Below are 13,416 nucleotides of genomic sequence, written 5' to 3'. Positions count from 1 at the left end.
GTCAGCCATGCGTGAAAGCTACCTTACTTTGGTCTAACCAATCCTTTACGCCAGGGTTTTCCGGGCTTCACGGTCGGGGTCGTTGACCAGCGCGGAGGTATCGTCCAGGATCATGGTCTCGCCGTTTTGAGCGGTGTACGGTTTCCAGTTGGGTAAACCGCCCCCGTTGGGATTGCCCGTCTTCACAAAATTAAGGAACGACCCGGCCATTTTTTCCGACAGCGCACGTGGCCGTTTGCCACCACCGGTATGGGTCAGCATCAGATCGGTGTTGTAGAACCAGAAACAGATATCATCGCAGTGGAAGGCACGCATCCGGCCATCGAAGAGCGGGGGTTGCCAGCCAAACCAGGCCACATAAACGGGCGCTTTTTGCTGGGCAGCTTTCGCGTCGGCAGCGGCAATGGCATTCTTCCGGTTAGAAACGATCAACGCCCAAAGTTCGATGGGGCGCGCCTTCGGGAAGTTTTTTGCGTAAGCATCCACGATCTCGCCTGCCTTATCACCAAAACGCGGCCTGATCTTTTCTTTCACTTCGGCCAGCGAAATGCTTTCCAGGCTGGCTTCTGTGCGGTCGGGGTTCATCTCGTGGAACGTAGTACAAATCAGCAATGGGATGCTGGCCGAGAAATGAGCGGGGTCGGCGAAAAAGGCCCCTTCGTTCAGGTACGTTCCGTCGGCGACAGGGGAGAAGCCCCCCCGCTGAATGTTCATCCGTTTAGCTTCGTCGGCCATTTTATCGACGGCCCGGTTGGCCATATCGATATACTGCCGCCACGGAATCTGCTGGAGTTTATCGATCTCGCCCGCTTTCAGGCCAGCCTCGTCCATGATGGCCAGGCCCAGCTTTTCGGCGTACTCTTTTTTGGTGCCAGCCAGCGAACTGCCGCTCAGAGCCACCGCCTTGTGGAACAGTCCTTTGGCGGCGGGCATATTCATCAGCGTAGTGACTTTGGCCCCGCCACCCGACTGCCCAATAATGGTTACGTTGTTGGGATCACCACCGAAACCGGCGATGTTGTTTTTAACCCATTCGAGCGCCGCCACCATGTCCAGATTGCCCACGTTGCCGGAAGCCGCATGGCCGCCGGCCGCTTTAAGGTCGCTGTAGCCGAGCGGCCCGAGCCGGTGATTAATGGAGCAGAAAACGACATTGCCGAGGCGCGACAGGTTTTCGCCGTGGTAGCCGTCCTGTTCAATGCCGTTGCCGTTGGTGAATCCGCCGCCGTGCAACCAGACCACCACTGGCCGTTTCTGCGTGTCGATGGCGGGCGTCCATACGTTCAGTTTCAGGCAGTCTTCCGATACGTCGTCGTAGTTCCAGTGGTCCACAAACGAGGCATAAGGGTTAGCGTAGCGCTTTTCCATGATTTGTGGCGCCGAGTTTCCCCACCACAGTGCCGGCCGGATATCGGTCCAGGCCGTTGGTTTTTGTGGTGGCATAAACCGGTTCTTCCCGGCCGTATCGGCTCCGTAGGGAATGCCCAGAAACTGGGTGATGCCCCGTAGGATAAAGCCCCGGACCTTGCCGTATTGCGTGTTGGCAAGGGCGATGTTGTCTCCGACAAACAAAACCTGATCATCGCCGACGGCCTTCACTTTTTTGGGCGGCACTACCCCCGCAGCAGCAACGACTGGCTGCGTAACACCCAGGCTGGCAGCGCCCACGCCCAGCGACTGTAAAAAATTACGTCTTGACGATTTCATGGTAAATTTTTGATGAGGGGAAAGGGATGATACTGAGCAGACTATCCGCGAAAGACGGGCATACCCTTCTGCCGGATGAGCTGATTCTATAAGGGGCGCTGCGGTTTATTTTACTAGTGGCAGGGCCAGTTTTAACCGCCCGTTGAGTGGGCAACCTACAGCAAGCGCACGTGTGCTGCCACACGCTTATGCCCACTGCCGCGGGCACTCACCGGCGCTGGTGTGCTTCCCGGAATTCGGAAGGCGATAGGCCCGTGTGTTTCCTGAAAAACCGGGCAAAATAATTGGGGTACTCGAAGTGAAGCAGGTAGGCGATCTCCGACACCGAATAAGTAGTATAGGTGAGGTACTTGCGGGCTTCGTCGAGCAGGTGGGCCTGCACCAGTTGGCTGGCCGATTTGCCGGCCACCGACTGGCAGATGCGGTTCAGGTGTACGGGCGTAATGGCCAGCTCATCGGCCAGCTGCGCAATGCTTCGCGACGTGCCCGCCTGCCGAACGCGCTGCTGAAATTTGCGGAAATACTGAAGCGACAGGTTATTGACGCCCGTTCCCGGTTCTTCGTTTTGTTGCCAGTGCCGGTAGACAACCAGAAAAAGCTGTTGCAGACACACGTGCAGCATCAGGCGCTTTTCGGGTTGATCGTCAAACACCTCATCGTCGATGGTCGCCATCAACTCGTTGATCCGCCCGGCGGCGTTCGGTTCCTGAAAACTGGTGATGCATTGCAACGTACCCAGCATGGCGGTCAGGGGCGAGTTGGCCGGAAACAGGGCATCAACCAGCGCATCAGACAGGGTCAGAATCCGGCCATTCGCTTCGGCCTGGTACACGAAACCATGTAGGGCGGTAGGAGGGATCAGTAACAGACATGGCCCGGTAAGCTCGCGGGCGCCGGTAGCGTCCTGAAAGTTGAATTGTCCGTTCTCTATGAAAAAGACCTGAAATAAGCGGGCGTGAATGTGTGGCTGAATAACCCAGTCGAACCGTTGGCTTCGGGTTTCCAGCAACTCAGAAAATACATAGTCAGCCGTGGGCTGGCGATCGGCGGTTTCGCTACTCGCCTCACCGTAAAGACCGTCGTACTGCGTGATACGGTGCACAGGGTACAGGTTTAGTTTGTGTCCAACGCCAGGTGGTCAATGACTAGCCTTGCGTTGCGCTAAAAAAGCAAATAATAGCCAGGTTTATCACTATTTATCGGGCGAAATGCAGGGATAAGTTAACCAGCGCCTAGCTTGTCAGTCAACCACCAACCCGTTTCAGGCCCTGGTTTGTTCGACGGGCCATAGATTCGGCGGCGCTGATGTTCGATTTGTTTCCATAAAAGGCCGAAGTGTTTCGGCGCCCGGTTGGCCGCGACAGATACCTTTGTCACGCCATCTCCGGTACCGAAAAAGGGGTTGGCTCGTACCTAACGGCAGTATATTGATGAAGCAATTGATGAGCATTTCGGTAATCGTTTCCCTGCTGCTGACCGGGTATGCATCGGCATCGCCATTATTTACCAGGGCTGCCGATCCCCTGGCGTTTAATCCGAACCGGAAGTCCGACGAGCGCACACTTAGCTTTCCGGATGGGAAAACGGTAAAATACAGGGCCTACGAGACCATCTATTACGTGGCCAACGTAGCCGACTCGGCCTACCAGTACCTGAATGTGTACGTACCAGAGTCGGCCTATACGAACAGCCGCAAAACGCCGATTCTCCTACGTACCTACGTGGGCGGCTATTTCTCGGCCAAAGCCCAGGCACCAGTTGGCACCGACGCGTCGGGCAGGGCGTTGCAGGAAGGCTACGTGGTGGTGATACCCGGTTCGCGGGGCTGGAACGCCAAATTGACTAAACCCGATGGGACAACCGCCTTCAGTGGCAAAGCGCCGGCCGGTATCGTCGACCTCAAAGCGGCCATTCGGTATTTACGCCATAATGACGCTGTTATGGCGGGGAGTGCCGAGCGGATCATTACCGACGGTACCAGTGCTGGCGGGGCCATGTCGGCGCTGTTGGGCGCCACGGGCAATCACCCGGCCTATGAACCGTATCTGAAAGCGCTGGGGGCGGCCAATGCCCGCGACGATGTTTTTGCCGCCGTTACGTTCTGCCCGATCATCGACCTGGACCACGCCGACATGATCTACGAGTGGTTATACAGCGGCACCAACCAGGGCACGCGCGCCCTGTCGCCGGCGCAGGCGGCAATCTCCGGTGAGCTGGCGGCTCAGTATCCGGCCTACCAACGTAGCCTTGCCCTCAACCTGCCTGACGGGGCGCCACTGACCGCCGAGACGTATCGGGCTTACCTGAAGACATTCCTGATCAGGTCGGCGCAGAAAGCACGGGATGCGGCAATGGACATGCCAGCCAGTACGGGCGTGAAACTGAACACGGGTTTTCGCGGGTCGCCGGGCGAGTTTGTCACGGATATCGATCTCGACACGTACCTGCCGTATATCGTCGGCAAAACCCCGCTCAAGTCACCACCGGCCTTTGATAAAATGGGTACGCTCGGTCCCGACCTAACCCCTGAAAACCAGCTTTTTGGTACCCAGGCAAGTAGCGCCGTGAACTACACTGACTTTAGCTTGCAAAAGGCAACCGGTAACCCGTCGGCCACCGTCGACAAAGCGATCAGAGACCGGGTCTATCTGCTGAATCCGATGAATTTTATTGGCGATGCCAAGGCCGTCACGACAAAAAACTGGTACCTGCGCCACGGTGCGCTGGACCGGGACACGGGCTTTCAGGTACCCATAAACCTGTACACGAAGCTGGTCAACAAGGGCTATAACGTAAACTTTGCTTTACCCTGGAATCGGGGGCACAGCGGTGATTATGACCTTAATGAGCTGTTTGCCTGGATTGATAACGTAGTTAACGCTGCCAAAAAATGATCACTGCACTCCCTGCCACCGGACCCACCCGCCTGTCGGGCCTTCAGGTATCGAGCATTCTGGTTTGCTTTCTGATGAATGTGCTCGATGGCATGGACGTGATGGTTATCTCATACACGGCCCCGGCCATTGCAAAAGCATGGGGCGTATCACCTGCCGACCTCGGTCTGGTATTCAGCACAGGCTTGCTGGGCATGGCGGTAGGAGCCATGTTTCTGGCCGCGAAAGCCGATACCATTGGCCGCCGCCAGATGATCTTGCTTTCGGCGGTGCTGATGGGCAGCTGTGTGCTGGCTACTATGTATGCCTCGTCGGTCATGATGCTCATTCTGGCCCGGTTTATCAGTGGGCTGGGTATCGGTAGCATGCTGGCCAGTACGGCCACGCTGACGGCCGAATATGCCCCCGCCCGTACCAAAGACTTCTGGGTCAGTTTAGTCATGGCAGGCTACCCCATCGGGGCGGTGCTGTCGGGTATGGTAGCGGCTCGGATCATTCCAGCCTACGGCTGGCAGGCTATGTTTGGCGTGGCGGGAGCGACCACCCTCCTCACGCTACCCATCATTTATTTTTTCCTGGCCGAATCGCTCGACTTTCTGCTCAAATCCCGCTCGGCGTCGGCGCTGGAACGAGCCAATGCGTTGTTGGTACGCATGCAGCGCACTCCACTGACCGAGCTTCCTGCGTTACAAACGGTTGCGGTAAAGGCGTCGGTGACCGAATTGGTTGGTGCCAACCGGCGCGTGGCCACTCTGCTGCTCTGGGTGGCCCTCTTTATGTCGTTTGCGACGCTTTATTTCCTGATCATGTGGATTCCCAAACTGGCGTCTAACGCGGGTCTGGCGATGAATCTGGCTATCTACGCTGGCACGGTATTCAACCTGGGTGCCTTTTTCGGGATACTCACACAGGGGTATCTGTCGGCCCAACTGGGTTTGCAACGCGTCATCTGTGGATTCCTGATGGCCACTGCTGCGCTAATGGTGGCATTTGGGTTCGTGAGCGGGTCGGTATGGGTCCTGGTGTTGGTTGGGTTAATCGGCTTCGGCATCCAGGGCGGTTTTGTGGGCATGTACTCATTAGCGGCCAAATTATACCCAACCCGTATTCGGGCAACGGGGGTGGGCTGGGCCGTGGGGGCAGGGCGCATTGGCGCAGTGGTGGGCCCCATCGTTGGCGGACTGCTGATTGGCCTGGGCTGGAGCCTGTCTGCCAATTTCATGGCGTTTGCCATACCGGCCTTCATCGCCGGTATGACTACCCTACTCATTCGCGTAGCCGACCCATCATGAACGTACCTACCGACGATAACACCCGCAACACCATCTGGGATCTGGCCCATCTGGCCCACGTTGAGGTGCTGACGCCAAAACTCGACGACAGCACCCGTTTTTTCACAGACATTATGGGCATGTCGATCACCGCCACAGCGGGCGATTCGGTCTATCTGCGGGCCTACGACGACTATGAGCATCATACCTTGAAGCTAACGGCCAGCCCACAGGCCGGTATGCGCCATTTTGCCTGGCGTGCCCGCAGTCCCCAGGCCCTGGCCCGGCGGGTGGCAGCCATTGAGGCTACCGGTTTAGGCATTGGCTGGCATGACGGCGACCTCGGCCACGGCCCCGCCTATTTGTATCGTTCGCCCGATGGTCACCTGACCGAGATTTATTTCGAGACCGAGAAATACCAATGCGGCCCCGCAGACCAGTCGGCGTTGAAGAATACGGCCAGCCGGTTTCCGGGACGCGGGATGAACGTCCGGCGGATCGATCACCTCAACCTGTTTGCCTTCGATGTGCGGGCTTTCCGCGATTTTCAATTAAACACGCTGGGTGGTATCCTGTCGGAGAGCATCGTTGATAATCTCGACGATATGAACCCGAAAGCGGTCTGGTTTATGGTGAATTCAAAATCGTATGATCTGGCCGTAACGGTCGATCATCTGGGGGTACAGGGGCGATTCCATCATGTAACCTACGCGGTCAACAGCCGGGAGGAGGTGCTGATTGCGGCCGATATTTGCCTGGAAAACGGCATCAAAATTGAAACGGGGCCGCACAAGCATACCATCCAGCAAACGTTTTTTCTGTATGTCTACGAACCCGGCGGCAACCGCGTCGAGATTGCCAATACCACCGCCCGGCTCATCACCGACCCTGATTACCAGACGGTATACTGGACCCTCGAAGAACGTAAAAAAGGCCAGGCGTGGGGGCTGCCCACCATCCCCAGTTTTCACACCCACGGCACGCCAATGCCGGGTGAGCAACTGGCGAAAGAGTGAAGGGCGAGAGCGCGCGTGGTGAACGTACCCGCTACTTCCATTCGCACTCTCGCCTCTCACTCTTTCACTCTCTCGCCACTCACTCTTTCACTTTTTCGCCATTCGCTCTTTTCCCACTTATGAAAAAACTTCTCGTTATCGGTGCGCACTCCGGCGATTTTGTCTGGCGGGCAGCGGGCACCATTGCCAAGGCGCTTGAAGAAGGAGCCGATACGTTAGTCGTTGCCCTGTCGTATGGCGAGCGGGGCGAGTCGGGCGAACTCTGGAAAGAAGACCCGACCCGCAGCGTCGACAGCGTGAAGGTAATTCGCCATCAGCAGGCGCAGCAGGCCGCTGACATTCTCGGAACACCCATCCGGTTTCTGGATTGGGGCGATTACCCTATGCTTTTGACCGATGAGCGGGTAGAACAGCTCACTACCCTCATTGGCGATTTTGAACCGACGGTTATGCTGACGCACAGCGAAAAAGACCCATTCAATCCCGATCATCCGCTGGCCTTCCAGGCGGTGCAGCGCGCCCGGTTGCTGTCGTCGGGGGCGGGCGTACCGAGCGCGTTTAAAAACATTGATCCACCCGTCTGGTACTCATTCGAGCCACACCAGCCCGAACTATGCGGATTTATACCCGATACGTTCATCGACATAACCTCGGTGATGGAGAAAAAACGGGCGGCGATGGCCTGTATGGGTGCGCAAACGTACCTGCGGGACTATTACGCCGAACTGGCCTCCCGCCGTGCCAACCACGCCCGCCGTATTTCGGGCCAGAAGCGTATTCAGTTTGCCGAAGCCCACCAGAGCCAGGTGCCGCGAATAACAGCCAGTATTTTCTAGCCATCAACTGGCCAGTAGGTGGCGCCCGCGCCGATATACCGGACCAGGGCGCACCGGCCATTGATAGGCATTGGTCGTTTAGCTCATTAATGACGCGTAGCAACATGATAGCAAAAGAGCTTTCCCGTTTCTCAGCCGCCACCATCCACGAGGCCCTCGGCAAGGTGGGAAACCTGACCTCGGCGATAAAACCCATTGCGCCGGGCATGACGATCTGCGGACCGGCTTACACGGTACAGACCATCCCCTGCGATAATAAGATACTACACCGGGCCTACGCCTACGCTCAACCCGGCGATGTGCTAGTGGTGCACTGTTCAGACTATTACGAGGCCGGGTATTGGGGTGACCTGATGAGCCTTGGCGCCAAAACAAAGGGGATTGCCGGTCTGGTGATCGATGCCTGCGTGCGTGATGCCGACGACATCGAGGCGATGGGCTTTCCGGTATTCAGCCGGGGGCTGTGCATTCGGGGGACGTCGAGCATCGAGGGAGGCACATTGAACCAGCCCATTGTGATTGGCGGGCTGGTCATTCACCCCGGAGACATCATCGTGGGTGATCGGGACGGCGTGGTCGTGGTGCCCCGCAATCGGGTTCAGGAAGTCATTGACAAGGCCACAGCCCGCGAAAGCCGCGAAGAAGCTATCCGCGAACAGCTCCGGCAAGGAAAAACATCAATTCAACTCTACGGATGGGAAAAAGAGTGAGTGGCGAAAGAGCGGGTACGTTCACCACCCACTCTTTCACGCTCTCGCCACTTATGAAAATCGCTATTCTTGGTTTGGGTGAAGCGGGGAGTCGTTTCGCCAATGATCTGGTGGGTTTGGGCGTCGACGTCGTTGGCTATGACCCCGCTTGTAAACGAGCCCTTTCTCCGGCGGTAAAGCTGGCCAGTAATAATGCCGACGCGGCCCGAAACGCGGATATAGTGTTGAGTGTAAACGTGTCGGCTGTGGCCGAACAGGTTGCTGCGGAGGTGTGGCCAGTCTTGCAGCCGGGACAGGTATACGCCGAAATGAACACCGCCTCGCCCGATACCAAGCGGCAGGTCGAAGCGATTATCAGCCCGTCGGGGGCGCTGGTCGTCGATGTGGCCATCATGGCGCCGGTGCCGCCCAAGGGTATTCTGACCCCATTTTTGGTGTCAGGACCTGGCGCTATCCTTTTCGCCGGCCAATTACAACCGTTAGGCCTGCACATCAGCGTCCTGAGCGAGGTGGTAGGGGAGGCCGCCACCCGCAAGTTGCTGCGATCGATCGTGTATAAAGGCATTGCTGCGGTAGTGGGCGAGGCGGTTGCCGCTGGTCGCTCGTTTGGCCTGGAACCGTACATACGGGAGCAGATTCTGTCTGTTGTTGGGGGCGATGATACCCTGATCGACCGGTTTCTGGAAGGGAGCAGGACCCACGCTATTCGCCGAAGTCACGAGCTCGAAGCGGTTGTGGCCATGCTAACCGCCCGGGATATAGAACCGGTTATGGCCCGCGCCACACTGACTAGTCTGGAAAACCTGATCGATCGTAACGAGTCACAGGCCACATGACGCAGGCTGGCAAATCCCTGATCCAACATCCCTAACCCACCATCTTCTTATGCCACAACTTGCCATTCCAGTGATGCAATTCCGGGGAGGATCGTCGAAAGGCCTGTTCTTCAGGGCGTCTGACCTTCCTGCTGCTGAAGCCGAACGAAACCGCCTGCTGCTGGCAGCGATGGAGGGCGTCGGCTGTGGCGATCCTCGACAAATTGACGGCCTGGGGGGCGCTACATCGTTGACCAGTAAGGTAGCGGTAGTGAGCCGGTCAGGCCGATCCGATGCGGAGCTGGATTATCTGTTTTTGCAGGTAGTGGTGGGCGCAGGGCGGGTGTCGGCCGATCAAAACTGCGGAAACATACTGGCGGCCGTTTTGCCGTTTGCGATCGAGTCGGGCCTGATTGAAGCTGACAGCCCGACCACCACGGCCCGGATCAACATGGTGAATACGGGAGGTATCTGCGAGGTGACGGTACAAACGCCCGGCGGCGTGGTCGATTACGGGGGCAATGCCAGCGTTGATGGGGTTCCAGGTACGGCTGCACCAATCATCTGCAACTACCTGGACATTGCCGGGTCGAGCTGCGGCGCGTTGCTTCCCACAGGCCAGGCCCAGGATCGGGTAGAAGGTATCGCCGTGACCTGTATCGACAATGGCATACCGGAAGTGCTTCTTCGAGCCGCCGACCTTGGCATCAACGGCTATGAATCACCGGCCGAACTGGACGCCAATGAGCCGTTGAAACAAACGCTCGAACGAATCCGGCTGGCCGCTGGTCCGCTTATGAGGCTGGGCGATGTATCGAAAAAAACGGTGCCCAAACTGTGCCTGATTGCGCCGCCCCGGTCGGGGGGCATGGTTAGCACCAGAACGTTTATACCGCACCGGGTTCACGAAGCCATTGGCGTGTTGGGGGCCGTGTCGACCGCAACAGCCTGCCTGTTGCCCGGTTCCGTGACAGAGGGCATTGCCGTTCTGCCGCCAAGCGCTGAAGATGGGTATTCCGTTGAGCACCCAACCGGCGAATTCACGGTTCGGCTGGAACAGCAGGTGGTAGAGGGCGCCGTGCGGATCGGCAAATCGGGCGTTATCCGCACGGCGCGTTTGCTGAGCCGGGGCGAGGTGCTGGTGCCATGATCAGCCACTAGGGAACGTACCTGGCCCGTCCCTTAGTGGCTGGGAGCTAGTTTTGTCCTGCTCGAATTTACAAGTGATCTGTTTTTAATCGACTTAGTTATGTGGTGGATCTATGCCTTACTCTCGGCCTTGTTTGCCGCGCTAACAGCCGTACTGGCCAAAGTTGGCATTAAGGGCGTCAATACAGACCTGGCCACCGCCATTCGAACGGTGGTCATCCTGGTCATTGCCTGGGGGCTGGTGCTCTGGCGGGGCGGCATCGACACCATACCCACGCTCAGTCGCCAGAACTGGCTGTTTCTGGGCTTGTCAGGCCTTGCCACTGGCCTCTCGTGGCTATTCTACTTCAAAGCGTTGCAGCTGGGCAAAGTCGCACAGGTAGCGCCCGTCGACAAGCTGAGTGTAGCCATCGCCATTCTTCTGTCGGTCGTGTTTCTGGGCGAAGCGCTGACCTGGAAAGCGGCCATCGGAGCCTGCCTGATCATTGCCGGTACACTGGTATTGATTCTCTGAGCCTGTAGCCTGGTATTGATGGCGACCGGTTGCTCATAACGTGAATTTCAGGGCCATGTTCACGATCCGGCCTTCGAGTGGTGCCCAGATGGGTCGGAAGGTTGGCTGAACAGTCAGATTGGCCCCTGATACCACTGTCTCGTAGTTCGCCTGCCTGATATTGAACAGGTTCTCAGCGTTCAGCACCAGCCGCCAATGGTCGTTGTAGTGGTATTCGGCTGCGCCGGCAAAGAACCAGTAATTGGCCACTGGCTGGTTGTTGTAGAGGTACTGTGTGCCCACGTAACTGGTTTCGATGCCAAACCGGAAATGGTCATTTTCCCAGGCTACCGTTGTCGAAAACTTGTCTTGTGGGGCCAGGGGCAGGTACGTATTATCCGTGGGGCCATTGCGCCGGGCGAGTGTATGGTTATAGCCGAAATACAATTCATACGCCTTGTATTCGAGCCGCACGTACGTATCGGTGCCAACGCTATACAGGTCATAGGGCGCATTGATCAACTGGGTATACGCGCCCAGATTGCCCGACAGGCTGGAAAAGGCAGACACGACCGGCGCATTGACGAAGGTGTAATAAAAGGCCTGATCGACCTGTACCGAGAAGCCGTTCTCGAAACTTTTGGCATAGGCAACGTCCAGGTTGGTGCCTACAGATCGTTCCGCTTTCACCGTAGCCACATCGATTGGCAGCAGCCGGGGAAAAATCAGGCTTACGTTCGGCGCACCGGGTGTTTGGTTCACAAACAGGTTAGGCGTTTTGTAGCCAGTGCCGACGCTCAGACGCACCGTCCAGGGCTCGGCGGGTTTCAGTTTCACCGACAACCGGGGAAGAAAGAAACGGCCAAACGTATTATGGTGGTCGAATCGGAGCCCCGCCTGCAACGCAACTTTTTCGCCGGCCTGCCAGTCGTCCTGCACAAATCCGCCCACGGTATTGTACGTGTAATCGACCAGTCGGGTGCTGTCGGGATTTTTTCTGAAGGCTTCGACCGTCAGGTTCGCCCCCACAATGAGTTGGTGTTTCCCGAAACGGACCAGGTCATTTCCTTCCAGGTAAACCGATGATTGCCGCCCGTCCGACAGTTTCTGGTAGTCGGTGTTCTGCCGGTGAAACGTACTCAACGCCCCTTTCACCGTCAGCGCATTGGTGGCTGAGGTGTTGTGGCTGGCGTTGAAGTCGACCGTATGCCGTTGCAGGTCGGTAACGTTCTTGTAGGCAGTAGGCTGCGCCCCTTCCAGCGCGGGCAAATACCCCCCGGCGCGGTGTTCGGTGGTAAACGCGTACCCAATGTCCAGTTTGGTCTGGTCTGTTGGTTTCCAGAAAAAACGGGGATGAAACGTAAACTGCTTGATTTCGGGGCTGTCCGTGAAGCCATCGCCGGTTACGTCGACCGCCTGCTGATCGGTGTAGCCACTAAAGAGCGTCAGTCCTGTTTTGCCGTACCGTTGCGCGTAGTAGGCATTCAGGTTGGTCTCTTTCAGATTCGATCGGTTGAGCAGCGCCGTGAATTCAGGGGCGTCGGAGGTAGGGGCTTTAGACACAATGTTGATCATGCCGCCAATGGCGCCACCGCCGTACAGGGTCGAAACAGACCCTTTAACTACCTCGATCTGCTTTAGATCCAGCGGCGGGATCTGCAACACGCCCAGGTTACCCGAAAACCCTTCGTAGAGGGGTAATCCATCGCGCAGGATCTGGGTGTATTTCGGATCAAGCCCCTGCATACGAATAGCCTGATTGCCATTGACGGCCGAGGTACGTTGCACATGGATGATGGAAATGTCGCCCAGAATACTGCTGATATTGCCCGGCACCACCGCACTCTCTTCGTCCATATCTTCCTGGCCCAGCACGTCAACCTTAATGGGCAGGTCATCAATCCGGGAGTTGGTACGGGTAGACGTAACGGTCACTTCGTCGAGCGACTGGTCCTGGCTGTGGAGCTGAAAGACGAGCGTATCGCCGCCCGTAGTTAGCGGGAATGTTTCTGTTTCGTAGCCGATGGCACTTACGGTAAGCGCGGTGACGCTGGCTGGTGCATTGAGCATCGCCGCTACGCCGCTGGCATTGGTAACCGCCCCAATGACCGGTTTAACGCCAGCGGGTGTTCGAATGGTGGCGCCAATGACCGGTTCGCGCGTTAAGCTGTCTTCAACGCGAATAAAGCGGGCTGTTTGCCCATACGATGAAGCCGCTACCAGCACCAGCAGCGTAGGAAGTATCCAGTGTCGCATACGTTATCATGTTTGCCGCCAAGGTTCGGCATCAATTATGAAGGAAATTTGAAGGACGATCAGCCCACCGTACCATAACGGGTATTGCTGGCGTATTGTCATCGCTGGATTGATCATTAAACCAGGCGGATGGCTGCTGGCGCTCCGTTGACGCTGGCGGGTAGCCGAATTGATCGCTGAGGCCCGTTCGCTTATTGACTGCTAACAGCGTACCAGGCTACTCATTGCTTGACGGAGTTACTCCGTATGGCCAACTTCATTGTCATTGT

Annotated in this window: 11 protein-coding genes; 8 read left to right on the top strand and 3 right to left on the bottom strand. The window is 57.2% G+C overall.

The genetic code is table 11. The features are described 5' to 3' along the window. Positions 1 to 45 precede the first annotated feature (45 nt). Complete coding sequence (locus tag ACAW75_RS01475) at positions 46 to 1,707, bottom strand: carboxylesterase/lipase family protein (RefSeq protein ID WP_370726885.1); 1,662 nt, start codon at positions 1,705 to 1,707, stop codon at positions 46 to 48. 208 nt (positions 1,708 to 1,915) lie between these two features. Continuing rightward, positions 1,916 to 2,809: a helix-turn-helix domain-containing protein gene (locus tag ACAW75_RS01470; protein ID WP_370726884.1), complete on the bottom strand. Its 894-nt coding sequence runs from the start codon at positions 2,807 to 2,809 to the stop codon at positions 1,916 to 1,918. Positions 2,810 to 3,137: 328 nt separating this feature from the next. On the opposite strand from ACAW75_RS01470, the gene ACAW75_RS01465 reads away from it, so the two are divergent. From ACAW75_RS01465 to ACAW75_RS01430, 8 genes are all read left to right on the top strand, one after another. Beyond that, positions 3,138 to 4,601 (top strand): subtype B tannase, encoded by a 1,464-nt coding sequence (locus ACAW75_RS01465; RefSeq protein WP_370726883.1) that lies wholly within the window; start codon positions 3,138 to 3,140, stop codon positions 4,599 to 4,601. Beyond that, positions 4,598 to 5,893 (top strand): MFS transporter, encoded by a 1,296-nt coding sequence (locus ACAW75_RS01460; RefSeq protein WP_370726882.1) that lies wholly within the window; start codon positions 4,598 to 4,600, stop codon positions 5,891 to 5,893. Before ACAW75_RS01465 ends, ACAW75_RS01460 begins: the two co-directional genes overlap by 4 nt. Continuing rightward, complete coding sequence (locus ACAW75_RS01455; protein ID WP_370726881.1) at positions 5,890 to 6,888, top strand: VOC family protein; 999 nt, start codon at positions 5,890 to 5,892, stop codon at positions 6,886 to 6,888. Before ACAW75_RS01460 ends, ACAW75_RS01455 begins: the two co-directional genes overlap by 4 nt. A 119-nt stretch (positions 6,889 to 7,007) precedes the next feature. Next, a complete protein-coding gene (locus ACAW75_RS01450) occupies positions 7,008 to 7,724 on the top strand; it encodes a PIG-L deacetylase family protein (RefSeq protein WP_370726880.1) in 717 nt (238 codons plus the stop codon). Between the two features lie 104 nt (positions 7,725 to 7,828). Beyond that, entirely contained in the window at positions 7,829 to 8,434 is a 606-nt protein-coding gene (locus ACAW75_RS01445; protein WP_370726879.1) for a 4-carboxy-4-hydroxy-2-oxoadipate aldolase/oxaloacetate decarboxylase, read from the top strand. Beyond that, positions 8,419 to 9,270: an NAD(P)-dependent oxidoreductase gene (locus ACAW75_RS01440; RefSeq protein ID WP_370726878.1), complete on the top strand. Its 852-nt coding sequence runs from the start codon at positions 8,419 to 8,421 to the stop codon at positions 9,268 to 9,270. The genes ACAW75_RS01445 and ACAW75_RS01440 overlap by 16 nt, the downstream gene beginning before the upstream one ends. Before the next feature lie 49 nt (positions 9,271 to 9,319). Further along, entirely contained in the window at positions 9,320 to 10,399 is a 1,080-nt protein-coding gene (locus ACAW75_RS01435) for a 4-oxalomesaconate tautomerase (protein ID WP_370726877.1), read from the top strand. Positions 10,400 to 10,498: 99 nt separating this feature from the next. Beyond that, positions 10,499 to 10,912, top strand: coding sequence for an EamA family transporter (locus tag ACAW75_RS01430; RefSeq protein ID WP_370726876.1), 414 nt, complete (start codon positions 10,499 to 10,501; stop codon positions 10,910 to 10,912). A gap of 33 nt (positions 10,913 to 10,945) precedes the next feature. On the opposite strand, the gene ACAW75_RS01425 is transcribed toward ACAW75_RS01430, so the two are convergent. Next, on the bottom strand, positions 10,946 to 13,147 hold the full coding sequence (locus ACAW75_RS01425) for a TonB-dependent receptor (protein ID WP_370726875.1): 2,202 nt from the start codon (positions 13,145 to 13,147) through the stop codon (positions 10,946 to 10,948). Positions 13,148 to 13,416 lie beyond the last annotated feature (269 nt).

This window comes from Fibrella arboris (assembly GCF_041321095.1).
GTDB lineage: Bacteria > Bacteroidota > Bacteroidia > Cytophagales > Spirosomataceae > Fibrella > Fibrella arboris.
Note: the sequence above shows the minus strand (reverse complement) of the source record. Positions and strands in the feature narration are given on the sequence as shown.

What these genes read in the sequence shown, in the direction of transcription:
- ACAW75_RS01475 (WP_370726885.1), bottom strand. Translation starts at nt 1,707, where the DNA reads ATGAAATCGTCAAGACGTAATTTTTTACAGTCGCTGGGCGTGGGCGCT.
- ACAW75_RS01465 (WP_370726883.1), top strand. Translation starts at nt 3,138, where the DNA reads ATGAAGCAATTGATGAGCATTTCGGTAATCGTTTCCCTGCTGCTGACC.
- ACAW75_RS01460 (WP_370726882.1), top strand. Translation starts at nt 4,598, where the DNA reads ATGATCACTGCACTCCCTGCCACCGGACCCACCCGCCTGTCGGGCCTT.
- ACAW75_RS01455 (WP_370726881.1), top strand. Translation starts at nt 5,890, where the DNA reads ATGAACGTACCTACCGACGATAACACCCGCAACACCATCTGGGATCTG.
- ACAW75_RS01450 (WP_370726880.1), top strand. Translation starts at nt 7,008, where the DNA reads ATGAAAAAACTTCTCGTTATCGGTGCGCACTCCGGCGATTTTGTCTGG.
- ACAW75_RS01445 (WP_370726879.1), top strand. Translation starts at nt 7,829, where the DNA reads ATGATAGCAAAAGAGCTTTCCCGTTTCTCAGCCGCCACCATCCACGAG.
- ACAW75_RS01440 (WP_370726878.1), top strand. Translation starts at nt 8,419, where the DNA reads ATGGGAAAAAGAGTGAGTGGCGAAAGAGCGGGTACGTTCACCACCCAC.
- ACAW75_RS01435 (WP_370726877.1), top strand. Translation starts at nt 9,320, where the DNA reads ATGCCACAACTTGCCATTCCAGTGATGCAATTCCGGGGAGGATCGTCG.
- ACAW75_RS01430 (WP_370726876.1), top strand. Translation starts at nt 10,499, where the DNA reads ATGTGGTGGATCTATGCCTTACTCTCGGCCTTGTTTGCCGCGCTAACA.
- ACAW75_RS01425 (WP_370726875.1), bottom strand. Translation starts at nt 13,147, where the DNA reads ATGCGACACTGGATACTTCCTACGCTGCTGGTGCTGGTAGCGGCTTCA.